Origin of the sequence: Rhizobium sp. RU33A (assembly GCF_900156055.1) — a bacterium.
GTDB lineage: Bacteria > Pseudomonadota > Alphaproteobacteria > Rhizobiales > Rhizobiaceae > Allorhizobium.
The window spans coordinates 631,192-654,764 of record NZ_FTMQ01000003.1 but is presented as its reverse complement, the minus strand read 5'-3'; the positions used below and the strand labels follow the sequence as shown (position 1 = coordinate 654,764).

General features: G+C 60.2%; 23 protein-coding genes and 2 tRNA genes. 14 read left to right on the top strand and 11 right to left on the bottom strand.

From position 1 onward, the window contains the following. Nucleotides 1-44: 44 nt before the first annotated feature. Nucleotides 45-1,262 carry a deoxyguanosinetriphosphate triphosphohydrolase gene (locus BW978_RS14140; protein ID WP_076396064.1) on the bottom strand — a complete coding sequence of 406 codons (1,218 nt, stop codon included), beginning with the start codon at nt 1,260-1,262 and terminating at the stop codon, nt 45-47. Nucleotides 1,263-1,459: 197 nt separating this feature from the next. Between BW978_RS14140 and erpA the strand changes: the two genes are divergently transcribed. After that, nucleotides 1,460-1,792, top strand: coding sequence for an iron-sulfur cluster insertion protein ErpA (gene erpA / locus BW978_RS14135; protein ID WP_076396062.1), 333 nt, complete (start codon nt 1,460-1,462; stop codon nt 1,790-1,792). A gap of 7 nt (nt 1,793-1,799) precedes the next feature. After that, a complete protein-coding gene (gene xth / locus BW978_RS14130) occupies nt 1,800-2,585 on the top strand; it encodes an exodeoxyribonuclease III (RefSeq protein ID WP_076396060.1) in 786 nt (261 codons plus the stop codon). A 74-nt stretch (nt 2,586-2,659) separates the two neighbouring features. Here xth and exoR read toward each other — a convergent pair whose 3' ends face one another. The 8 genes from exoR to BW978_RS14085 form a co-directional block, all read right to left on the bottom strand. After that, complete coding sequence (gene exoR, locus BW978_RS14125) at nt 2,660-3,421, bottom strand: exopolysaccharide production regulator ExoR (protein ID WP_175616891.1); 762 nt, start codon at nt 3,419-3,421, stop codon at nt 2,660-2,662. Nucleotides 3,422-3,995: 574 nt separating this feature from the next. Further along, nucleotides 3,996-5,234 carry an OmpP1/FadL family transporter gene (locus BW978_RS14115; protein WP_244551971.1) on the bottom strand — a complete coding sequence of 413 codons (1,239 nt, stop codon included), beginning with the start codon at nt 5,232-5,234 and terminating at the stop codon, nt 3,996-3,998. Nucleotides 5,235-5,684: 450 nt separating this feature from the next. Then, complete coding sequence (locus BW978_RS14110; protein WP_076396052.1) at nt 5,685-8,615, bottom strand: valine--tRNA ligase; 2,931 nt, start codon at nt 8,613-8,615, stop codon at nt 5,685-5,687. A 114-nt stretch (nt 8,616-8,729) separates the two neighbouring features. Beyond that, the gene (locus tag BW978_RS14105; protein WP_076396050.1) at nt 8,730-9,698 is read right to left on the bottom strand and encodes a PopZ family protein; all 969 of its coding nucleotides are present in this window, start codon (nt 9,696-9,698) and stop codon (nt 8,730-8,732) included. A gap of 193 nt (nt 9,699-9,891) precedes the next feature. Next, entirely contained in the window at nt 9,892-10,560 is a 669-nt protein-coding gene (locus tag BW978_RS14100) for a protein-L-isoaspartate O-methyltransferase family protein (RefSeq protein ID WP_076396048.1), read from the bottom strand. Nucleotides 10,561-10,771: 211 nt separating this feature from the next. Continuing rightward, a tRNA-Cys gene (locus BW978_RS14095) sits at nt 10,772-10,845 on the bottom strand. A gap of 129 nt (nt 10,846-10,974) precedes the next feature. Beyond that, nucleotides 10,975-11,229, bottom strand: coding sequence for a hypothetical protein (locus BW978_RS14090; protein WP_076396046.1), 255 nt, complete (start codon nt 11,227-11,229; stop codon nt 10,975-10,977). A gap of 124 nt (nt 11,230-11,353) precedes the next feature. Beyond that, nucleotides 11,354-11,635: a hypothetical protein gene (locus BW978_RS14085; RefSeq protein ID WP_076396043.1), complete on the bottom strand. Its 282-nt coding sequence runs from the start codon at nt 11,633-11,635 to the stop codon at nt 11,354-11,356. A 164-nt stretch (nt 11,636-11,799) separates the two neighbouring features. Here BW978_RS14085 and BW978_RS14080 point away from each other — a divergent pair. From BW978_RS14080 to sseA, 9 genes are all read left to right on the top strand, one after another. Beyond that, nucleotides 11,800-11,874 (top strand) — tRNA-Asn (locus tag BW978_RS14080). A gap of 189 nt (nt 11,875-12,063) precedes the next feature. Further along, nucleotides 12,064-12,288: a hypothetical protein gene (locus BW978_RS14075; RefSeq protein WP_076396040.1), complete on the top strand. Its 225-nt coding sequence runs from the start codon at nt 12,064-12,066 to the stop codon at nt 12,286-12,288. Nucleotides 12,289-12,396: 108 nt separating this feature from the next. Further along, nucleotides 12,397-13,842: a cryptochrome/photolyase family protein gene (locus tag BW978_RS14070; protein WP_076396038.1), complete on the top strand. Its 1,446-nt coding sequence runs from the start codon at nt 12,397-12,399 to the stop codon at nt 13,840-13,842. A 233-nt stretch (nt 13,843-14,075) separates the two neighbouring features. Then, a complete protein-coding gene (locus tag BW978_RS14065; RefSeq protein ID WP_076396036.1) occupies nt 14,076-14,480 on the top strand; it encodes a hypothetical protein in 405 nt (134 codons plus the stop codon). Nucleotides 14,481-14,741: 261 nt separating this feature from the next. Next, nucleotides 14,742-14,996: a type II toxin-antitoxin system Phd/YefM family antitoxin gene (locus BW978_RS14060; protein ID WP_076396545.1), complete on the top strand. Its 255-nt coding sequence runs from the start codon at nt 14,742-14,744 to the stop codon at nt 14,994-14,996. Further along, complete coding sequence (locus tag BW978_RS14055; protein WP_076396034.1) at nt 14,989-15,435, top strand: type II toxin-antitoxin system VapC family toxin; 447 nt, start codon at nt 14,989-14,991, stop codon at nt 15,433-15,435. The genes BW978_RS14060 and BW978_RS14055 overlap by 8 nt, the downstream gene beginning before the upstream one ends. A gap of 207 nt (nt 15,436-15,642) precedes the next feature. Beyond that, complete coding sequence (locus BW978_RS14045; protein ID WP_076396030.1) at nt 15,643-16,680, top strand: cysteine synthase A; 1,038 nt, start codon at nt 15,643-15,645, stop codon at nt 16,678-16,680. A 20-nt stretch (nt 16,681-16,700) separates the two neighbouring features. After that, nucleotides 16,701-17,432, top strand: a complete 732-nt coding sequence (locus BW978_RS14040) for an alanyl-tRNA editing protein (RefSeq protein WP_076396028.1) — start codon at nt 16,701-16,703, stop codon at nt 17,430-17,432. Nucleotides 17,433-17,458: 26 nt separating this feature from the next. Continuing rightward, complete coding sequence (sseA, locus tag BW978_RS23935) at nt 17,459-18,883, top strand: 3-mercaptopyruvate sulfurtransferase (protein ID WP_076396026.1); 1,425 nt, start codon at nt 17,459-17,461, stop codon at nt 18,881-18,883. A gap of 9 nt (nt 18,884-18,892) precedes the next feature. Here the strand turns inward: sseA and BW978_RS14030 are convergent, their stop codons facing one another. Then, nucleotides 18,893-19,807 (bottom strand): DUF4344 domain-containing metallopeptidase, encoded by a 915-nt coding sequence (locus BW978_RS14030; RefSeq protein WP_076396024.1) that lies wholly within the window; start codon nt 19,805-19,807, stop codon nt 18,893-18,895. Between the two features lie 242 nt (nt 19,808-20,049). Between BW978_RS14030 and BW978_RS14025 the strand changes: the two genes are divergently transcribed. Next, entirely contained in the window at nt 20,050-21,147 is a 1,098-nt protein-coding gene (locus tag BW978_RS14025; protein WP_076396022.1) for a catalase family protein, read from the top strand. Nucleotides 21,148-21,256: 109 nt separating this feature from the next. Here the strand turns inward: BW978_RS14025 and ald are convergent, their stop codons facing one another. Continuing rightward, a complete protein-coding gene (ald, locus tag BW978_RS14020) occupies nt 21,257-22,375 on the bottom strand; it encodes an alanine dehydrogenase (RefSeq protein ID WP_076396020.1) in 1,119 nt (372 codons plus the stop codon). A gap of 159 nt (nt 22,376-22,534) precedes the next feature. Here ald and BW978_RS14015 point away from each other — a divergent pair, with 159 nt between their 5' ends. Together BW978_RS14015 and BW978_RS14010 are read left to right on the top strand one after the other, a co-directional pair. Continuing rightward, nucleotides 22,535-22,996 (top strand): Lrp/AsnC family transcriptional regulator, encoded by a 462-nt coding sequence (locus BW978_RS14015; RefSeq protein ID WP_054150114.1) that lies wholly within the window; start codon nt 22,535-22,537, stop codon nt 22,994-22,996. A 94-nt stretch (nt 22,997-23,090) separates the two neighbouring features. After that, a complete protein-coding gene (locus BW978_RS14010) occupies nt 23,091-23,426 on the top strand; it encodes a PilZ domain-containing protein (protein WP_076396018.1) in 336 nt (111 codons plus the stop codon). Nucleotides 23,427-23,573 lie beyond the last annotated feature (147 nt).

Sequence of the window (23,573 nt, the reverse complement as noted above, 5' to 3'; positions counted from 1 at the left end):
GCAGGCGATAGGCGCCCGCGTCCGTTCAGAATTTTGTCGGGTGCCTATCGCAATTCGGGAGTCCGGTCAAACAGCTCGCGATGCGTTCGCACCGCATAGGTGTCGGTCATACCGGCCAGATAGTCTCCGACATGGCGAGCCTTTTGGCCATCATTCAGACCGGAAATATGGTTGACCCAGAAGTGGCTCTTCATCAGCTTCGGGTCGGCCATATAGGCGTTGAAGAGGTCGGTGACGATCTCGGCGGCCGCCGCCCGGATTCGCATGATGTCGGGGTGGCGATAGATGCGGCTGAACAGCAGCTTCTTGATCGCCTTGTCGGTCTCGGCCATCTGATCGGAGAAGGTCGCGATGGTCATAGGGGCGGCTCTGATATCCTCGACGCTCTGCGGCTCGACCTTTTTCAACCGCTCCTGAGCCACGCTGATCACGTCTTCCACCATGCGGGTGATCTGTCGGCGCATGATCTCATGGGTGAAGCGGTCGGGATCGAGATGCGGATAGCGGTCGCGGACCTCCTTCATCAGGCCGGCGAGAAAGGGCACATCCTCAAGCATATCGAAGGTCAAATAGCCAGAGCGCAGGCCATCATCGATGTCATGGGTGTTATAGGCGATGTCGTCGGCAATCGCCGCGACCTGGGCTTCAAGCCCTGCAAAGCTCGCCAGTTCCAGATCGTGGATTTCGCAATAATCAAGGATCGGCTGCGGAACCGGGCCGCGCGTGCCCTGCCCGTCGTTCGTCAGCAGCGGTCCGTTATGCTTGACCAGGCCTTCGAGCGCTTCCCATGTCAGGTTCAGGCCGTCGAAATCGGCGTAGCGGCGTTCCAGCTTGGTGACGATGCGCAGCGACTGGGCATTGTGGTCGAAGCCGCCATAGGGCTTCAGTACCTCGTGCAGAGCATCCTCGCCCGTATGACCAAAGGGCGTGTGGCCGAAGTCGTGAACGAGCGCTACCCCTTCCGCCAGGTCCTCATCGAGCTTCAGGGCGCGGGCCAAGGCGCGTGCGATCTGCGCCACCTCGATCGTATGCGTCAGACGCGTGCGATAGTGGTCACCATCCGGGCCAATAAACACCTGGGTCTTGTGCTTCAGGCGGCGAAAAGCGGTCGTATGCACAATGCGGTCACGGTCGCGCTGGAACTCGGAGCGGGTGAGGCTGCCGCCCTCTTCGAAGAGACGGCCGCGGCTCGCCCAGGGATTGGTCGCGTAGACTGCCCGCTCTCCGGTCCCGAAACCCAATGCTGCTTGATCGATCGTCATGCGCGTGCCGCCTGCTCCCCATTGACGCAACTCTTGTGCCTTCATACCTATAGCGGACAAAGCCGCAAGGCGATGCAGGTTCCGAAGGGTCTTCGGGCCGTCTCGCCGGATCAAAAGTCGCGCAATTGCGTGACATTGTGGTGATTTGCGCCGAATAGAACCGTTTTCACCGGGCCTTGAACCCGGCAGGAGGCAGAATGAGCACCGAAACCGTTACCCTTTCCGAAGCCGCAGCGAAGCGAATCGCCGCAATCGTCGCAGCCGATGCCGAGAAGCAGGCGCTGCGCGTGTCCGTCGAAGGCGGCGGTTGTTCGGGCTTTTCCTATAAGTTTGACCTGGACGGCCAGCCTGCTGGCGATGACATCGTGATCAGCCGTGACGGCGCCACTGTGCTGATCGATCCAATTTCGATCATCTACATGGCCGGCTCAGAGATCGACTTCGTCGACAACCTCCTCGGCCAGTCCTTCCAGATCAAGAACCCCAATGCGGTGGCGAGCTGCGGCTGCGGCACCAGCTTCTCCGTGTGAGTGACGCATGAAAATTGCCACCTGGAACATCAACGGCGTCAAGGCGCGCATCGAGAACCTGTGCCAGTGGCTGAAGGATAGCGATCCGGATATCGCCTGCCTGCAGGAGATCAAATCGGTCGACGAAGGGTTTCCGCGTGGAGAGATCGAGGCGCTCGGCTATCACGTCGAGACGCACGGCCAAAAGGGCTTCAACGGCGTCGCGCTGCTCTCCAAGATCAAGCCGGACGAAGTCAACCGCGGCCTGCCCGGCGACGAGACCGACGAGCAGGCGCGCTTCATCGAAGGTGTGTTTTCCGTCGATGGCGGCGTCGTGCGCGTCGTCTCGCTTTATCTGCCGAACGGCAATCCCTCCGACGACCCGGTCAAATACCCTTACAAGCTCGCCTGGATGGCCCGTCTTGAGGCCTTCGCGCGCGATCGCATGGCGCTCGAAGAACCGCTGATCCTGGCCGGCGACTACAATGTCATCGCCGAGCCGCACGATGCAAAAGACCCGAGCCAATGGGTGACCGACGCGCTCTTCCTGCCGCAGACACGGGCCGCCTTTCGCCGCCTGGAAAATCTCGGTTTCGTCGATGCCGTGCGCGCGACGAGTGACGAGACGCCGCTCTTTTCCTTCTGGGACTATCAGGCAGGTGCTTGGCAGAAGAACAATGGCATCCGCATCGACCACCTGATGCTTTCGCCCGAGGCGTCCGACCGGCTGCGTTCGACGGCGATCGAAAAACATGTCCGGGCTTGGGAAAAGCCGTCCGACCACGTGCCGGTCGTCGGTCATTTCGCCTTCTGAGACCACGGCAAATCGCAAACACAGAAATGGGCGCCGAGGCGCCCATTTTCATATCCATGTTAGGCTTGAATGGCTCAGTCGGCCTGCTCGAACACTTCTGGCGCCAAGGCCACCGCGACACGGCGATCCTCTTCGTTGGCCAGGGAGAAAGCCCGCTCCTGCAGATCCTGCATCCAGGGACAATCCTTGGCGCTACAACGCTCCAGCGCTGCTGTGAGGAAAGCGAGACCGCGCACCGTCTGGCCTTCTTCGAACAGTACATTGCCGAAGATCGACATGGCGCCGGCATGGCCGCTCTTGCGCGCCAGGTTCAGCCATTTCTTGGCCTGCTGGACATTCACCCTGCCGCCTTCGCCGGCAAGGATCATGCGCGCCAGCTGGAACTGTGCTTCGGGAACACCAAAGGTCGATGCCACCTGGAAATAGATCTGCCGGGCCTGGGCGAGGTCCGCCTTGACGGGACTGTCCGGGATCCCCTGCCGGTAATAGCGGGCGAGCGAAAGGAGGGCATTGACGAAGAAACCGGTATCAGCCGAACCCGGCTCGACACCCTGATTGGCGATCTCCGCATAGATCTTGAAGGCCTCGAAGTCGTTTTCGACGACGCCGTCGCCGGCCGCATACATGTTGGCGAGCGCCCAGCGCGAGCCGGTATGACCCTTTTCCGCTGCATAGCGGTAGGCCTCGACGGCCTCTTCCTTCTGGCCCTTCTTGTAGGCGTTGAAGCCGAACTTGAAGAGATCGAAGGGACCGGATTCCTTGTTCACGCCGGCGTTAATGTCGAACGCGCGAGCGGACGGGCTCGAGGACAGCAGAAGAGCCGCCGTCAGAAGCATTGCCGAAGTCTTCAAGTCACCGAGACGCATGGGTCCGCACAATTTCCAAGTCATGATGGACATCAGAACCCTCGCCCCGCTTGTGCGGCGAGTTCACCTGCGCCCGATTTGAAGAATACATCCAACCGGTGAATAGACGGTTCATGACCGATTGCCCGGTCGGAGCTTCCGTCACTGCTCCCTGTTATCTTCGTCTGCATGGGAAAGAGACTAGACCCGATTTCCGGCAAGACCGGGGCGATCGATCGCGCCCTAACCAATTTCCCTTCGAGACAGTCTGGCCGCTCCCCAAAAGCCGCAGAAGTCATTGCTATCAGCACCGAATTTTCGCCCCAGAGGCTCATGTGAAACTCTTTACACCACGTGCGGAAACAGCCCCCGCCGTTTCACGCAACACCGGTGCTCTTCGTTTGTGGCGGGAAATGGACAAATTCGGCCCATGCGCCGCCTCGCAAGAACGATAGACGCGATGTTGCAGAATCATCACATTCCGGAAAGCTGAAAGACTGCAGCGTGGCCCCAAACGAAAGAAGCCCGGACAAGCCGGGCTTCGATCGATTTGATATCGCAGAGATCAGAAGCGAACCTTGAGCGAGGTCGATACGGCGGCTGCGAGGTCGGTGCCGAAGTCGTAGGAGACGTCGCTGCCATAAGACTCACCGTCAATCGTCACAGCTCCCGAGCTACCCGACGTGAGCAGGCTTACGGCACCTGCGAGACGGAACTCAACATTCTCAGTCGGCGTATAGGAAACACCGGTACCGAAGATCCAGGTGTCGCTCTGAGCACCAAAGCCCTGAGACGTGCCACGATCCCAAGTCACGGAACCTGCAACGCTCCACTGGTCGTTCAGCTTGTGACCGATACCGCCACTGACCGTCCAGCCGTCACGGTAGGCCAGATCGAGCGAAGTACGCTCTGCATTCGTTGTCGAGTTATAGAAGCGAATCCGCTGCAATTGGCTCCAATCGGTCCACTTCACGGAGCCGAACGCCAGCCAGTCAGGCGCGATACCGGACTGAAGCTTCATTTCGAGTGAGTCGGGCATGGCTGCCGAACCATAGACGTTTTCGACTGTGGTGGATGTTACCTGCCGCAGGTCCAGAGTGCCCGTAATGTCATCCAGCTTCACCTGGCTGTTATACACAAGGCTTGCACGGAGGGCGTATTCCGGAATCTCGTAGGCTGCGCCGATGCGCCAGCCATAGCCATCACCTTCAAGATCGAGGCGACCGATACCCGTTCGCCCGGTCAAACCAAGAGCAGACAGCACAGCAGGAGCGACGACGATACGCTCCTTGAAGCCATCGACTTCCTGATAGAAGCCGCCGCCGATAATCCGCAACTGTCCAGGACCCACGTCAAACTTGTAGGAACATGTCAGCGCATAGTTATGGCTGTTGACCTTTGTCTCAACATTCTGGTTTGCGCCTGCCCAATCGGTACCAGGCTTGGTGTGCGCACCCCAGGGCTGCGAGTAGTCTGCCATGCAGGCTACACCTTCGTTAAGGTTTGCCTTGAAGCCAAGTCGAGGAACGAAGTAGCTCTCTGTCTCATCCACAGAGTTTGAGCGGGCATTCAGGTTGCCGCCGCCGTTCGGCGCGCCGGTTGTCGGATTTGGATTTGTAGTATCGGTATCGCGCACATTCTTGAGCGTACGGTCAGGCGCAACATACGTCACGCCGCTTTCGAACACATACTGGCCCGGATCGAACAGAAGGTCGATGTTGTAACCGCCACGTTCAAGACCGCCTGCCTGCGCGCCTCCCACGAATGCGCTTGCTGCGATCAGGCCGAGGGCCGTTGTCTTCATCAAATGGTTCGCCATGTCTCTCCCCAATTCAGGCAAAACTGTGATTGGCATACTAGACATGTGCGAGAGGATGGCAATCCGGTGACGGCCATCACAGGGTTGTTCCCTCACTCAAATTTTTACGTAACGATCCTTACGCACACGTCAAAACACCGAAGCTGTGGACGAAAATTCTCAATTATTATCCAAACACCCTCATTTTTGAGAACAGAATTTTACACTCAACACCAAGCGTTGCGCTCACGCCACAGTATTGTCGCTCATCACCTTGAGCGAATTTTATGCATCTTGCCCCGCGCAGGCAGGCAAATAGGGCCTTCGCAACAAGATAACGCTCAGAATCAATATGAAATACAGCAAAGCACTCCTTTTTCGCATGCTGCAGCGCAAAAAGAAAAGGCCGGATGCAAGATCCGGCCTTTAGAATTTCATTCCTGAAGCTTTCGCAGATCAACCTGCTTCGATAACCCGCGAAAGCGCGGTCAGGAGGCTCGCCTTCTGCACTTCAAGCTCCTGCTGGCGTTCGCGCTCGGCAGCCACCACCTCCGGATTGGCATTGGCGACGAACTTCGCGTTGCCCAGCTTTCCGGCGATACGGCCCAGTTCCTGATCGACCTTGGCGATGGCCTTTTCGATTCGGGCCTTTTCGGCAGAGAGATCGATCAAGGCCCCCAGCGGCAGGCAGGCGGTCGCCTCGCCGACGACGATCTGGGCAGCACCCTTCGGTGCGACGTCGGCAACGGTAATCGCCTCGACTCGGGCGAGACGCTTGATCGCCGCATCATGACGGATCAACCGCTCCTGGGTCACACCATTGGCGCCGACGACCACGAGCGGAGCCGTCGCGCCCGGTGGCACGTTCATTTCCGAACGGGCCGAGCGGATACCGGTGACCAGATCGATCAGCCAGTTGATATCGGCTGCCGCGTTGTCGTCCAGAAACTCCGGTGCCGGCCAGTCGGCGTGGCAGAGCAGGGTATCGCGGGACACGCCCTCGCCTGCCGTATGGGCCCAGAGCTCTTCCGTCATGAAGGGCATGAAGGGATGCAGCAGCTTGTAGATCTGCTCGAGCACAAAGGCCGCGCAAGCCTGCGCTTCCGTCTTGGCCTGCTCGTCCTCGCCCATGAAGACAGGCTTGAGCAATTCCAGATACCAGTCACAGAACTGATTCCAGACGAAGCGATAGAGGCTGCCGGCGGCATCGTTGAAACGATAGTTCTCGATCGCCTCGGTTACCTCGGCTTCCGTGCGGGCAAGCTCGGTGAGAATCCAGCGGTTGATGGCAAGCGATGTCGTCTCCGGCAGGAATGCCGGATCGGCCTTCACCCCGTTCATCTCTGCGAAACGCGTGGCGTTCCAGAGCTTGGTACCAAAGTTGCGATAGCCGGCGATGCGGGCTGGGTCGAGCTTCACGTCGCGGCCCTGGGCTGCCATGATCGCCAGGGTAAAGCGCAGCGCGTCGGCACCGTATTCGTCGATCAGCTCCAACGGGTCGATGACGTTGCCCTTCGACTTCGACATCTTCTGACCGTTCTTGTCGCGAACCAGCGCATGCACATAGACCGTATGGAAGGGCTCGACAGGCTTGCCGTCCTCATCCTTCATGAAGTGCAGGCCCATCATCATCATCCGGGCGACCCAGAAGAAGATGATGTCGAAGCCGGTGACGAGAACGTCGGTCTGGTAGTATTTCGCCAGTTCCGGCGTCTCGTCCGGCCAGCCGAGTGTCGAGAAGGGCCAGAGTGCCGAGGAGAACCAGGTGTCGAGAACGTCCTCGTCGCGGGTCAGGATCTCGCCGGGCTGGAAATTCTCAAGCTTCTCCTCAACCCAAGCCTTCCACGGGCCTTCATGGGCGATGTAGTGCTGGATCGCCGAATGCAGCGCCTCTTCCTCGGTCTTCTCAACGAAGACCTGACCGTCGGGACCATACCAGGCCGGGATCTGGTGACCCCACCAGAGCTGGCGGGAAATGCACCAGGGCTCGATGTTTTCCATCCACTCGAAGTAGGTCTTTTCCCAGTTCTTCGGGACAAAGTTGGTGCGGCCCTCGCGCACGGAGGCAATCGCCGGCTCGGCCAAGGTCTTGGCATCGGCAAACCACTGGTCGGTGAGCATCGGCTCGATGACGACGCCGGAACGGTCGCCGAAGGGCTGCATGATCTTCTTGTTCTCGACGAACGGAAAGTCGTTGCCTTCGGCGTCCTTGGTGGTGACGGCGAGGCCTTCCGCATTGATCGCATCGACGATGCGCTTGCGGGCCTCATAGCGGTCGAGACCGCGATACTCTTCCGGGACCAGATTGATATCGTCAACCTCGGCCTCGTTCGGCAGTTCGCCGGATTTGGCGATGTCGAGGGCACGCGCGGCGTAGACGGCATAATCCTCGCCATCGGCGCGCATTTTCGCCTGTGTGTCCATCAGGCGATAGAGCGGGATCTTGTTGCGGCGGGCGACCTGATAGTCGTTGAAGTCATGCGCGCCGGTAATCTTCACCGCACCCGAACCAAACTTCGGATCCGGATATTCGTCGGTGATGATCGGGATCAGGCGGCGATGCTCCTTCGGCCCGACCGGGATCTCGCAGAGTTTGCCGACGATTGCGGCGTAACGCTCATCCGACGGATGAACGGCGACGGCACCGTCGCCGAGCATGGTCTCAGGCCGCGTCGTGGCGATCGAGATGTAGTTCCGCTCCTCCTGGAAGGTGACGTTGCCATCCTCATCCTTCTCGACATAGGTGTAGGTCGCACCACCTGCGAGCGGATATTTGAAGTGCCACATATGGCCTTCAACTTCCTTGTTCTCCACCTCCAGATCGGAAATTGCGGTCTCGAATTTCGGGTCCCAGTTGACCAGCCGCTTGCCGCGATAGATCAGTCCCTCTTTATAGAGCGAAACGAAGACCTCGAGAACGGCGGCCGACAGGCCCTCGTCCATAGTGAAGCGCTCGCGCGACCAGTCACAGGAGGCGCCGAGGCGCTTCAGTTGGTTGAAGATCAGGCCGCCCGATTCTTCCTTCCACTCCCAGACCTTTTCGATGAAGGCCTCGCGGCCCATGTCGCGGCGCGAAAGGTTCTGGCCGCTTTCGGCCAACTTGCGCTCGACAACCATCTGGGTCGCAATGCCGGCATGGTCCATGCCCGGCTGCCACAGCACGTCCTTGCCGCGCATCCGCTCGAAGCGGACCATGATGTCCTGCAGCGTGTTGTTCAGCGCATGGCCCATGTGCAGCGAACCGGTGACGTTCGGCGGCGGGATCACGATTGTGAAGGTGTCCTCGCCCGGCTTCGCATTGGCGCCGGCACGAAACGCATCGGCGTCTTCCCAGGCTTTCGCGATTTTCGGTTCGACGGCGGCTGAATCATAGGTCTTTTCGAGCATTTTCCGACCGGATTTTCGAGTTCTGGATGTGGCTTGGTAAATAGGACTGACCAAACCAAGTCAATAAAAAAGGCCGCTCTTACGAGCGGCCCATGATCCCCAAAGGCAGTTCGATCAGCGTCGCGGGCCGCGGGCAACGCGTTCGATTTCCTCCCGCACGAGGCGCTCCACCAGCGTTGGCAGATTGTCATCGAGCCAGTCCTTCAGCATCGGACGCAGCATCTCCTCGGCGACCTCATCGAGCGAACGGCGCTCGCTGCCGTCAAAGGCGGCGGCGAGTTCGGAGAAGGAGCGCGAAACCTGCTCGACAGTTGCGGCGGAAACAAGGGCGGTCAGATCCCGTCCCTCGTTTTCTGTCTTCTGATGCATATCGGTAGAGGCAGACGTCGCCTGGATGTCCACCTCGAACGATGGCTCTGCCTGCTCCACGGCGGGTTCCAGGAAGGTCGGCTCCCTGCGCTCGACGCGAACCTCAACATGGGCCATGCGCGCGATCGGCGACGGCTCCGAAGGACGCTCGGCCTGTCGTTCGACGCTCGGAGCCGGTGCCTCTGCCGGCTCTGCGGCCATCACGGGGCGCAGTTGCTGGTCGCGCATCTCGGAGAGACGCGTCGCCATCATCGGTGCCGGAGCCCGATGCTGCGCATCATCTGCCAAAAACTCGCTGTCGCGATGCGGCTGCGAGACCGTCACATGGGCGGTCGTATTGGACAACTGCGGCGGGCTCGGACGCTCCGTGCGCTCGGAGGCCGACCGCACGCGGGCGGCGAGATCGGCAAGCGAAACACTTTTGGGCGATTCCGGAGCCTGTTCGAGGACTGGCTCGCGACGCGGTTCGACTTCGGCGCGCTCCATGTCACGCTGCGGAAACAGGGGGAAGGCGGAACCGGCATCGTTGGCCGGGACGAATTCGCCGCCGTCATAGCCCATGTCCTCTTCGCCCTCGCCCTGGTCGTCGGACAGGGATGCGGCATCCTGCGTCAGGCTTCCACCGTTCACGGGATCATTGCTTTCGATGATCCGGCGGATGGATGCCAGGATCTCTTCCATGGACGGTTCACGCGCTACGCTTGGCTGAGCCATACTAATCCCCGTTGTCCTCAGAAATGCTCGATCGGGACATAAACCCACACCGATTCGCGCTCACCCTAGGATACGCGCCTCTCGAAAAAAATCACGTGCGCCGAATGAATTGCCGTGATGCACAGCTTTGTTGCGCAGCAACGAAAAGGCCCGCACGTGGCGGGCCTTGCATGCTCTCGATAAACGCTGCGTCTCAGAAGACGAATTCGGCCGCCTTACGGAAACCGGGAAGCGGCTTCACGGCGGCATTGAAATACTCGGTGTGGGAGGTTATGCCGCCGTTCTTGACATAGAGGCGGGCGCGAGCCGCATTGCCATAACCGACGACGGCCACGAGACGACCGCCCTCGCGCAGCTGCGACAGCAGGGTTTCCGACAGCTCCTCGACGGCGCCATTGACGAAGATCACGTCATAGGGTGCTTCGGCGGCATAGCCATCTTCCAGCTTGGCGGAGACGACAGCGACATTGTCATAACCGAGTTCGGAGAGCGTATCGGTGGACTTGGCCACGAGCGCCTCGTCACTCTCGGTCGCAACGACGGAACCGGCGAGCAGCGACAGGAGCGCTGCCGCATAACCGGCGCCACAGCCGATCTCGAGCACGAGGTCATCCTTGGTGATGGCGGCCAGCTGCAGAAGCTTGGCGAGCGGCGACGGCTCCATGATGTAACGAGCCGGATTACCATTGGCGGCAGGCGCCACCTGCATATCCTCGTCGATATAGGCGAGCGGCTTCAGCTCGGCTGCAACGAAGGCTTCACGCGGCACCGTAAGGAAGGCGGTCAGCACGGAGTGGGACGTCACGTCCGTCGTCCTGATCTGGTTGTCCACCATCTTGGTGCGTGCTGCTACGTAATCCATCATTTCATTCGCGCCCCGTGTCGACCGGCCATAGCGGCTTATTCCACCCGTGTCTTTAATTGCAGGGCGAGGCGCTTTCAAGCCGGTCTTCTCATCGCACACGAGAATATCGCCACAGCCAAGTGAAGTGGTCGCTCTTGCGGAACGCGCGAAGACGGCATCGTCGATGCCGCCAGGATAAAGTCTATTGTATCTATGGGGAGAGTTCGGATGGAGGCCTCGCCCGGAATTGAACCGGGGTACAAGGATTTGCAGTCCTCTGCGTCACCACTCCGCCACGAGGCCATCCGATTAGAAAAGTGCGTGTGGTGGGCGGGATTTAGAACGGATCGAGAGTGAGCGCAAGGGGAAATTCATCAAATCTCGCGGCGCTCCTGTGGATGCCCGGAAGCCCCCTTCCCTACCCGATTTTCCTTAAGAGTCGTCACGCCAGCGACGACGATCGAGCATGCGTGTTGCAGCCATGGTGCTGGCGGCCTCCGCCAGGCGACCGGGATCGGTCATGCCGGATGTATAGAGCCGGATAACCGCCTTGCCCACCGCTTCGCGATGGCCGTCATCGGAATAAGCGGGCTTGGCCGGTTCGGCTGCCCGCATCGCGTGATCGATGATGTGAAAATCTCTCGGCGTCAGAATCAAGGAACTCTCCGCCTGAATCAATATGCTCATGTCGTTTGACCTTTCCGGGAACCAGACGGCGACTGCCGTGTTCGGTATCCCGTTTGAGTCCACCCAGCGTATCGGGTTGGAACCATCAGGTCATTTCACTATGACATGTGCTCCATGGCGCGCGTCAGTCTTCGCGGCCGGGGCGCGGCGCCTGCTTGCGGCGGCTCCACCAGACTGTCATGCGACGGCGACGGCGGCGAACGGCCGGCAGGTCATGCGAGAGAACGATCAGGCCAAGCGGCACCATCCAGAAGCCGAGGATCGGCAGAAAACCCAGAAAGCCACCGCCGACAAGTGCCGTTCCCGTCACGATTCGACCGGCCTTGGAGCGCGGAACGGGGATCTCGAGTTTGCCGAGCACAAGGCGCCCTCGCTGTTGGTCGAGCCGATACCGACGTTCTGGCATACACGAAACTCCCTGCGTTTCAGCGGTTTTGGGCCCCTTTCCCACGGCCCTCCAGATGGTGAGCCCACAAATAAAAACAAGACGATGCCATTTTTTTTGAAAAACCGCTTGGCAAACGGAGCGAGCATCAGTATTACCCCGCTCACACCGCGCCAAGCGGCTGTTCCCTGGTAGCTCAGCGGTAGAGCATTCGACTGTTAATCGACAGGTCGCCGGTTCGAATCCGGCCCGGGGAGCCATCTAATTCGAAAGCCCGCGCCTCACAAAGGCAGCGGGCTTTTTGATTCAAGGCTCCTTGCCGGCCGACCAGATCTCGCCCGCCTACAAGATCTGAGGTGGTCTTTCCGAGAATGGTTCCGAAACTCCCTCTTCACCTTTGGCTGCTATTTCCCTCCTCTGATCGAAGAAGAATGCAAGGAGGACGGCCGATGTGGCTTGAGCTTCACGATGGGGACGGCTTTCCCTTCTACGTCAACATGGACAATGTGGTGGATTTCCGCTGGTACGAGCGGGAAGGCTATACCTGCCTGCTGACCACTGCCCCGGTCGCCGAAAAGCTGCATCGCCTCTATGTCCGCGAAAACGCCCTAGAAATCATGGCCATGCTTCGGGCCGAACAGGCCCGGCGCATCCCTGCACGCTCCGCCGCCTGACAGACCGGCATGCAGGCGCATGCCAGAGTGTGAGATTCGTGCCAGCGGCGTGATCTTGTCGCGGTAACCCTTCGTATGGCTTTGAAAGCAAATGAAGAAGAACATCGCATGCCGCAATCCGCCAAGACGCTCATCCTCTGGTTCCGCAAGGATCTCCGGATCTCCGACCACGCCGCGCTCGCAACAGCAGTGGACGAGGGGTTTCGCATCGTCCCTCTTTATATAAGGGAGCCGGAGCACGCCGGCACCGGACCGCTCGGCGCGGCGCAAGCCTGGTGGCTACACCATTCGCTCGAAGCCTTCAGGGAATCGCTGGCAAGGCTCGGCTCCAATCTGATCCTGCGCAGCGGCGCCGCCGACGCCGTGCTCTCTGACCTGATTACCGAAACAGGCGCTTCGGCCGTCTTCTGGAATCGTCGTTATGATCCCTCGGGCATTGCGGTCGACAAGGCGTTGAAGGCGAAACTGATCGCTGATGGCATTGACGTGCGCACCTTTGCCGGCCAGATCCTGCACGAGCCGACCAAGCTCAAGACCGGCGCCGGCGGCCATTTTCGCGTTTACACGCCGTTCTGGAAGGCGCTGGACGGGTCCGGCGAGCCGCCCGAGCCGATCCCCGCCCCAAAGTCGCTCACCGCGCCTGACCATTGGCCGAAAAGCGAGCCGCTTTCCGACTGGAACCTGCTGCCCACCAAGCCGAACTGGGCGAAAGGCTTTGAAAGCGAATGGCAGCCCGGCGAAGACGGCGCCAGCAAACGTCTCGCCAAGTTCATAGCATCCGGACTCAAGGGCTATCGCACCCGCCGCGACTTTCCCGGCGAAGCGCATGTCTCGATGATCTCGCCGCACTTAGCGCTGGGCGAAATTTCGCCCGCCTCCGTCTGGCACGCGACGCGCGGGCTACCGGACGCCTATTCGAGTGAGGACTATATCCATTTCCGCAAGGAGCTTGTCTGGCGCGATTTCTCCTATCATCTGCTTTTCCATTTCCCGGATCTCGCGACGAAAAACTGGAATGCCAAGTTCGACGCCTTCCCCTGGCGCGACGAACCGGACCTGCTCGAAAAGTGGCAAAAGGGTCAGACCGGCTACCCGATCGTCGATGCCGGCATGCGCCAGCTCTGGCAGACGGGCTTCATGCACAACCGCGTGCGCATGATCGTCGCCTCCTTCCTGATCAAGGACCTTCTGATGGACTGGCGCGAGGGTGAGCGCTGGTTCCGCGACACGCTTGTCGATGCCGACCCGGCGTCGAATGCCGCCAGCTGGCAATGGGTGGCCGGCTCCGGCGCCGACGCGGCGCCCTTCTTCCGGATCTTCAACCCAACCAGCCAAGGCGAGAAATTCGATCCCGAAGGCGCGTATATCCGCCGCTTCGTGCCGGAGCTGAAGGACATGCCGAACAAATTCATCCACAAGCCATCAGAGGCGCCCTTCGCAATGCTGAAGGAAGCAGGGGTCAGTTTGGGCAAGACCTATCCGCTGCCGATCGTCGACCACGGCAAGGCACGGGACGCGGCGATGTCGGCGTTTCAGGGGTTGAGGGCGGAGTAAACCCACTTGCCTGCACTCAATTCACACTTGGGCTGGCGGACCTGACCCGGCCAGCTGGAGCATCAACCGGCAGCAGTTGACGACAGCTTGGCTTGGCCGCCCAAGAAATCACTACAATCCGGCGCAACCGCTAACCGGTTGATATCGCCTGTCTTGTATCGACCCGGCTAAAAAACTGCGGTAGGTCTCCAGGCGTTCCCATCGACTTATACGAGCTCACGAGACTGAGAAGCATGCATTTCACCAATCTGATCGCGCCCCTCGCCCTGGCGTCGCTGGCAACCGCCTTTGCCACGCCCGTCTTCGCAAAGGACCTGCTGCCGATCGATCACGGGCGCTACGTGCAGTCCCAGCATGAGTGCAGTGATCCGAAGGGTTCGATGCTGTTCATCTATGACGGAGAGGGCGTGAAGAGCGCCAAGGCCACTTGCAAGCTGAGCAACGTGACCCACTCCGGCAACCTCTCTCAATTCGACGAAAGCTGCTCCTATTATCACCGCTCCTGGAGCATCCTGCCGACAACGGTCACGGAGTACAGGAGCCGGCTGGAAGTGCTGAACAAACGCGAATTCGTGCTGAAGCGCGAGAATGAAAATCTCGAAATGACCGATCATTACCGCTGGTGCTCTGCGGAGTAGAGCGGAGTTCGATGAGTAGGAGCGCCGACCTGCGGCGTAGGCGCCGGATCAGGCGCCGTCCAAAGTCGCAAACTCCGACGCGTAGGCATATCTCAAGTTACCTTGCCGAGCATTATGTGGCAAAGTTTCGAGTCTGACTGGATGGTCTAGCCGTAGCTGCTGCTCTCGTCGCGTGTGGCCCCGACACCTGCCAAGCTCCCGCTTGCTCAAACCTCCACGAAAAGCTACATTGACTATAAATAGTCATTTTTGGAGCTCCACGTGTCGACCAAGAGTGTTGCCGATGCCAAGGCCGGTTTCGCGAGCCTTGTGGATGAAGCCGCCAACGGCGAGTTCGTGACGATCACCCGCCACGGCAAGCCGGCCGCCATGCTGGTCAGCGTCGAAGCGGGAGAGGCGGCGAAAAGGGTGATGGCAAAGCCCAGGCCAAACTTCGGCGAGTTCCTGATGTCTTATCCCGGGCCCGCCGATCTCGACCGAAACCCGTCCCCCATGCGGGACGTCGAGCTTGAGTAGCGGCTTCCTGATCGACACCAACATCATCTCGCTCCTTTCGCCCGACCGGAAGCAAGCGCCATCCGAAGCCGTGAAAGTTTGGTTCCGGGAACAGAGCGAAGTACTCTATGTGTCGGCCATCACCCTGGCCAAGATCGAGAAAGGCCTGCGCAGATTGCATCGTCGCGGCGGCTTCGAGCGGTCACAGCGCTTAAGCGACTGGCTCGATACCATCACTGAAACCTTCGGCGACCGAATCTTGCCCGTCGACCCCATCGTTGCCCGGATCGCCGGCGGGCTAGACGATGTCGCTACCGCAAGCGGCGCACATCCCGGGTTCGCCGACATCCTGATTGCCGCCACAGCAAAGGCTTACGGGCTGACAGTGATTACCGCCAATCTGAAGCACTTCATGCCTCTTGGCGTGGCCTGTGATTTTCCGGAAGCCCTCAGATCCTAGTCCCGAACGCATTTTCCTTCTCCCCGCCGCCACGCGAAAAGCCATTCCTTGCCTTTGCCTGCCCCCAGGCGGAAAAGACCGGTTCACGTTTCGCGCTGACCGCCGCCCGCATAATCTTGTCCAGAAGGACAAAATTGCGTGCCCCCCCGGTTTTCTTCCCCGCGCATTTGGTTCTAGTGTCCGCGTCAGACAAAAAAGGCAGGCATCATGGCATTTCACCCCTCCGTGCTCGAGGCGATCGGCAATACGCCCCTTATCCGGCTGAAGAGCGCCTCGCAGGCGACCGGCTGCACCATTCTCGGCAAGGCCGAATTCCTCAATCCCGGCCAGTCGGTGAAGGATCGCGCGGCGCTGTTCATCATCCGTGACGCCGAGCGGCGCGGGCTGTTGCGCCCCGGCGGTGTGATCGTCGAGGGCACGGCCGGCAATACCGGCATTGGCCTGACGCTCGTTGCCAAGGCGCTTGGCTATCGCACCGTGATCGTGATCCCGGAAACCCAGAGCCAGGAGAAGAAGGACGCGCTGAAGCTGCTCGGTGCCGAGCTCGTCGAAGTGCCGGCGGTGCCTTACAAGAACCCGAACAACTACGTGAAGATCTCCGGCCGACTGGCAGCCGAGCTTGCCAAAAGCGAGCCCAATGGCGCGATCTGGGCCAACCAGTTCGACAACACGGTCAACCGCGACGCCCATATCGAAACGACGGCGAAAGAAATCTTCGAGCAGACCGGTGGCGCCGTCGATGGCTTTATCTGCGCGGTCGGCTCGGGCGGCACGCTGGCTGGAACCGGCATCGGCCTTCGCAACATGAAGCCATCCGTTAAGATCGGTCTTGCCGATCCGGAAGGGGCAGCCCTCTTCGAGTACTACAAGAACGGCGAACTCAAATCCTCGGGCTCCTCGATCACCGAAGGCATCGGCCAGGGTCGCATCACGGCAAACCTCGAAGGCTTCAAGCCCGATTTTGCCTATCAGATCCCCGATTCCGAAGCGCTCGATATCGTCTTCGACATCGTCGAGAACGAGGGCATCTGCCTCGGCGGCTCCTCGGGCATCAACATTGCTGGTGCCATGCGTCTGGCCAAGGATCTCGGCCCCGGCCACACGATCGTGACGATCCTCTGCGACTACGGCAACCGCTATCAGTCGAAGCTCTACAACCCGGATTTCCTGCGCTCGAAGGGTCTGCCGGTCCCGGCCTGGCTGGAAAAGCGCCCCGCCTTCGATCTTCCTTTCGAAACTGCCTGATTGTTATTGAAAGCATAGCCATGACCACCATCGCCCTCTACCGCGACGATTTCTATCTCTCGACGGCGGAGGCGGTGGTGACATCAGTGCATGAAGACGGCGCGGTCGAACTCGACCAGACCTGTTTCTATGCGGCATCCGGCGGCCAGCCGGGCGATACCGGCTTTCTGGAGCGCGAAGACGGCAGCCGCATTCAGCTTTCCGAAACGCGCCAGGGCACCACCAAGGACATCATCCTGCACCGCCCTTTGGACGGCGAGCCACTTCCCTCCGTAGGCGAAAAGCTCGTTCTGCATGTTGACTGGGCGCGCCGCTACAAGCTGATGCGCATGCACACCGCCTGCCATCTGCTCTCGGTCGTCTGCTCCTATCCGATCACGGGGGCTGCCGTCGGCGAGGAGGAAAGCCGCGTGGATTTCGACATGTCAGAGACGATCGACAAGGATCAGGTGACGGCAGACCTGATGAAGCTCGTCGGCGAAAATCACCCCGTTTATCTCCAGTGGATCACCGACGAGGAGCTCGCGGCCAATCCCGGCATCGTCAAGTCGAAGAATGTCCGCCCGCCCGTCGGCCTTGGTCGGGTGTCTTTGGTCTGTATCGGCGAGCATTCCGCCGTTGACAGTCAGCCCTGCGGGGGCACACATGTTTCCGAGACCCAGGAAGTCGGTGCGATTCATATCGCCAAGATCGAAAAGAAGGGCAAGGAGAACCGCCGGTTCCGCATTCGCTTTGGAGCCCCGGAGACCTAAGCCATAGGAACGTACGGGAGAAGTGCATGTCCGGTGAAAGAAGCCGTTTCGTCGTTTCGGCGGATTGGGTCGAAAAGAACCTCGGGTCTCCCGGCTTCAAGCTCGTCGATGCTTCCTGGTATCTGCCGGCGCATAACCGCAACGGCGCCGTCGAATATGCCTCCGGCCACATTCCAGGTGCGGTCTTTTTCGATCAGGACGTGATCGCCGACACGACCACCGGCCTGCCCCATTCGCTCCCCTCACCCTCCTTCTTTGCCCAGGCCGTCGGCCAGCTCGGTATTTCCGCCGAGGACACGATCGTCGTTTATGATGGTCCGGGCTTCTTTTCGGCACCGCGTGTCTGGTGGATGTTCCGCGTCATGGGCGCACGGCGCGTCTACGTGCTTGAAGGCGGCATCGATGGCTGGAAGGCGGAAGGGCGAAAGCTCGAAACCGACCTGCCGGAACCGGCACCTGTTACCTTCGAGGCGCAGTTCGATCGCTCGAGACTTACCTCCTTCGACCAGATGTCGGCGATTTCAGACGAGGGCGACAAGCAGATTGCCGACGCCCGACCGGCCGGGCGCTTCACGGGCGAAGAACCCGAACCCCGCGAGGGTATGCGATCCGGCCATATCCCCGGGGCACGCAGCGTGCCTGCATCATCGCTGTCGGAAAACGGTCGCCTGAAGGATCTCGCCACGCTGCGCTCGATCTTCACCAGTGCCGGTATCGATCTCAACAATCCGGTGGTGACGTCTTGCGGCTCAGGTGTGACGGCAGCCGTCGTGACGCTGGCGCTGGAAAGCCTGGGGCATACCGACAATTCGCTCTATGACGGCTCCTGGTCGGAATGGGGCTCGAAGACCGATACGCCTGTCGTTACAGGTGACGCAGAATCGCTCGGCTCGAAGACGTCGGGTCCGCTGACCGCCCATGTCACACGGCTCGAAATGACGGCGCCGCCGAAATCCAGCCTTCCGGTGCCGGTCAACATCCAGACGGCAATCATGCGCACGCATGAAATCCCGCTTTCCTTCTACCGTTTCCTGCACCGCCAGGTCGGCGCGCGCTGGCACTGGTACGAGCGCCTACGTCTCCCCGACGAGCAGCTGAAGGCGATCATCCACGCACAGAAGGTGTCGATTTCGGTTCTCTATGTGAACGGCGCGCCGGCCGGCTTCTACGAGCTCTCGCAGGAAAGCGACGATCTCGTCGAGCTCTCCTATTTCGGCCTCTTCGAACATGCGCTGGGGCTCGGCATCGGCAAGTGGTTCCTGCTGCAGTGTCTCTATGCCGCCTGGGCGAGCAATCCGAAGACAGTCACCGTCACCACCAATTCGCTCGACCATCCGCGCGCGCTGCAGCTCTACCAGCAGTTCGGCTTTTCGCCCGTCGGCACCTATGACGCCCTGGTCGATCCCCTGACCGATCAGGAGCTGCTCGCCCTGATCAAGCGCGACGGCTGATGCCGTCGCTCATTCCTTCCGCTTCAGTTTGACACTGGTGGCTTCTGTTTCTTCCTCGGAGGTCTCGTCGGCGACGTCCTCCCCGGCGGGCTGCTCTTCGCCAGCGGTCTGGTTCTCGAACCAGTTGGCGATCAGGGTGGCATGGAAGGCCGCCATCTCGTAGCAATAGGTGATCTCGCGGTCGCCTTCATACCAGAAGGCGTTTTCCGTGCCACAGGTCTTGCCGGTGATCTTGATGCCATCCTTCAGATTGTAGCCATCTTCGAAGACCGTAGCGACAGCCTCAAGTGCACCGGCGCCCTTCAGCAGGTCGGCAAAGCCTTGCAGGTCTTCATTGCCGGCAGGCTCGTAAGTGACCTCGAACTTCGTCTTCGCGCCGTCCTTCATGTTGTCGGCGAGCAGGCTCATCCAGCTGTCGCGCGCTTTTGCATATTCGAAGAGGCACTCTTCGCGACGATCCTCGGGAAATTCGAGCGAGTCGGCAAACTCATCGAAGAACTCCGCATTCGCCCCGGTCATCATGCAGACGATCGAATAGGCGCGCTGGCGATCGAGGCCATGGGTCCCCATGAAATCATCTTCCTGCGGACCATCCTCCTTCGCCTCGTCGAGCAGGAACCAGCCATCCGCGGCATCCTGCATGGTCGTATACAGATCCTCGTCCTCGGCACCGAGCAGCAGCACGGAGGAGAGCGCATCGACAGCGTCCTCCTCGCGGCCGAGAACCGGCAGATTGAACTCGGAAACAAGCATATGGCCGGCCTCGTGGAACAGGATGAAGATGGCGTTGTTAACGACGAAACGCTGGCCTTCCTCGACCTGTTCGGCAGTCAACTCCTCTGCCGTCAGCGATGAAGGAGAAGCAAACAGAATTGCCGACGTCATGAGCAGTGCCGCCGCAACGGCGGACTTCAACGATTCCATGTTACCCCCCGCAACCGAGATTCTGACTATCCAGATATCTAGCGCGAACTGCGGTGGGCGTAGAACCACTATTTTTGGACAGGAAGCATCGGCCGAAAGACGGGAGAGGCATCGCCCAGGGATGCTGTTCGACCGCGCACAGACCACCGAAGCACCTTCCGGCCTCTATTGACGATTTCCAGCAGGAACACGCGGCTTTGTCCCGCGTTCCCTCCCGGGAACACGTCCCCACGGAGCACTCGATGCCACATCAATCCCCCATTCGCTACAATGCCGATCTTGAAACCCCTTCCGCCGACGAGACGCAGGCGATCGAGGATATCAAGGACAGCATGCTCTACATCATCGGCAAGACGCATGAAGATCTCGGGCATGCGCAACGCAGCGTGCACGCCAAGAGCCATGCCCTGCTCGAAGCCTCCGTCACCGTCCATTCGGATCTTTCGGCCGAACTGCGTCAGGGGATCTTCGCCGAACCGGGGCGGACCTATCCGGCGATCATCCGCATATCGACCATTCCCGGCGATCCCTTGCGCGACAGCGTTTCACTGCCGCGCGGTTTCGCCATCAAGCTCTTCGACGTCGAGGGCACGCGGTTGCCGGGCAGCGAAGACGATCTCACGCAGGATTTCCTGTTTGCCTCGGCGCCGGCTTTCGCTGCACCGGATGCCGCAGGTTTTGCCAAAAACCTCAAGTTGATTTCCCGCACCACCGACCGGGTCGAATGGGCCAAGAGTGCGCTCAGTTGGATCCTGAGACCGATCGTCCGGGGCCTTGAAGCCATGGGCGCGGATGCCGGGGCGCTGAAAGCAATGGGCGGCTATCCTGAGACCCATCCACTCGGCGAGCACTACTACACCCAGGTTCCCTTACGCTTCGGCGACTATGTGGCAAAGCTCGACATCGTGCCGCGGTCCGAAAGCTTCAAGCGCCTGATCGACGACAGGATCGATCTATCCGAAGGTCCTGACGTCCTGCGCGAAGCGGTCGCCGAGGTGATGGCGCGCGATGGCGGAGAATGGACCCTGCGCGCGCAGCTCTGTCGCAATCTCGAGACCCAGCCGATCGAGGATGCCTCCGTCGTCTGGCCCGAAGAAGACAGCCCCTATCTGGAGATCGCGACCATCAGTGTTGCGCCGCAGACGGGCTGGTCGGAAGGTCGTTCGCGTGCCGTCGATGACGGACTGACCTTCCGTCCCTGGCGCGGCATCGAGCAGCATCGGCCTCTCGGCAATGTCATGCGCGCCCGCAGGGAGGTCTATCCGGTGGCGGCGGCAAAGCGCAGCGCCTTGATCGGCTGCCCGATGCATGAGCCGAAGAGCCGGCCCGATCTGCCTTGATCTAGGCATAAAAAACGGGCCGGCCGATGGGAAGGCCGGCCCGGATCGGCCGCTTTACACGTTACATTCGCGGACCTGACGCCGCGTGAGGCGACCGGAGAGTGCAGCCTTACGCAACGTTGAGTACGGATTCCGGCGCATGCGCCGGATAACCAAGCGCTTCTGCGACCGGCTTGTTGGTGATCCGGCCCTTGTGAACGTTGAGACCGTTGCGCAGGTGCCGATCCTCGGCAATCGCGCGCAGACCCCGATCGGCAAGCGCCAGCCCATGGACCAGCGTTGCATTGTTGAGGGCATGCGCCGAGGTGATCGGAACCGCGCCCGGCATGTTGGCGACGCAGTAATGCACGATGCCATCGACGACATAGGTCGGGTCGGAATGGGTCGTGGCATGCGAGGTCTCGAAACAACCGCCCTGGTCGATGGCAACGTCGACGATGACAGCGCCCTTCTTCATGCCGGACAGCATCTCGCGGGTAACCAGCTTCGGGGCAGCAGCACCGGGGATCAGGACTGCGCCGATGACGAGATCAGCGGAGAAGGTTTCCTGCTCAAGGGCATCGATGGTGGAGTAGACGGTGTGGACGCGACCGCCGAAGATGTCGTCAAGCTGGCGTAGACGCGGCAGCGAGCGATCGAGGATTGTGACGTCGGCGCCGAGACCGACGGCCATCTTGGCCGCATGCAGGCCGACAACGCCGCCACCGATGACGGTAACCTTGGCCGGCAACACGCCCGGCACGCCGCCAAGCAGGATGCCTCGGCCGCCATGGGCCTTCTGCAGGGCCGTCGCTCCCGCCTGGATCGCCAGGCGTCCGGCGACTTCCGACATCGGCGCCAAAAGCGGCAGGCCGCCACGCTCGTCGGTCACGGTCTCATAGGCAACGGCGGTAACGCCCGATTCGAGCAGGCCCTTGGTCTGCTCGGGATCCGGCGCCAAATGGAGATAGGTATAAAGGATCTGGCCGTCGCGCAGCTGCACCCATTCGGAGGGCTGCGGCTCCTTGACCTTGACGATCATGTCGGACTTTTCGAACACGTCCTTGGCCGAGGCTGCGATCTTCGCGCCAGCGGCGATATAGGCGTGGTCGTCTGCGCCGATCCCGGCGCCTGCTCCCGTTTCGATCAGGACATCATGGCCATGAGCCACATATTCTCTGACGGCACCGGGGGTCAGACCGACACGGTATTCATGGTTTTTGATTTCCTTCGGGCAACCGACACGCATGAAGCGTTCCTCTCCTTTATCAGCAGCCGAAGCTGCTTTGTTTCAGATACGGAAATTCAAACATTCTCCGCGCAAAATGTCCTTGCAAAGTGAAGCCTGGGACATCAGACAATTCGCAGCTTCTTGCGTCAGACAGCTGCAAAACGGAGAAATCTACGAATGGCGGAATTGGATGCCATCGATCGTGCCATTCTGAAGGCGCTTCAGGAGAATGGACGGATGACCAATGCCGAGCTCGCCGAAACGGTGGGCCTCTCGCCATCCGCCTGCTCGCGGCGCCATGACATGCTGGAAAAATCGGGCGTGATCAGCGGCTACCATGCGCGCCTGTCCCACAAGGCAATCGACTACAAGATGATGGTGATCGTGCACATCTCGCTGTCCGGTCAGTTCGCCAAGACGCTGACCGAATTCGAGGCCGCCGTGAAGCGCTGTCCGAACGTGCTTGTGTGCTATCTGATGTCGGGCGAATACGATTACATTCTGCGTGTGGCCGCCAAGGATCTCGAGGATTACGAGCGCATCCACCGCGACTGGCTCTCGGCGCTGCCGCATGTGGTGAAGATCAATTCGAGCTTTGCGCTGCGCGAAGTGATCGAACGCCCTAATGTGGGTCTTTGATCGAGGATCCTGAAAATCCTAATGAATTGATTTAGGCCATTCTCACAGATCGGTCGTAGGCTCGTGCCATTCCTTTTTCTTTCAGGACGGCATCATGAGCAATAATCTCGGTATGGATGTTCGCAAATCACCCCGCAACCGCTGCCGGATCGACAGCAAGATCCGCTATTTTCAGCAGCAGGCGGATGCGCGCGTGATCAATATTTCTCGCACCGGCCTCGCCCTGGAACTCGCCACCAAGCTGACCGCCGCCGCCGGCAGCCAGGTGACCATCGAGAACGAGGATATCGGCCATCTCGAAGGCGTCGTCCGCTGGAATTATGGTGGCCGCATCGGCATCATGTTCCGCCCGAACAGCAACTCGATCGCCAAGGTCGCGGCCTATTTCCGCAACTACCACCAGGAAGTCCGGCCGGTCCTGCGCGGCTGACCCTGCCGAGCGGAAGTTAACGGTAAACACCCCGCATAACTGGCAAAACACCCAAAATCTCCTGAGGAGATCGCTCGCATTCTAATGACCTTGGCCAGATGCCGTTAAGGCGCCTGACCGAGGTTTTCTGCGTTTCTTTCATCAATT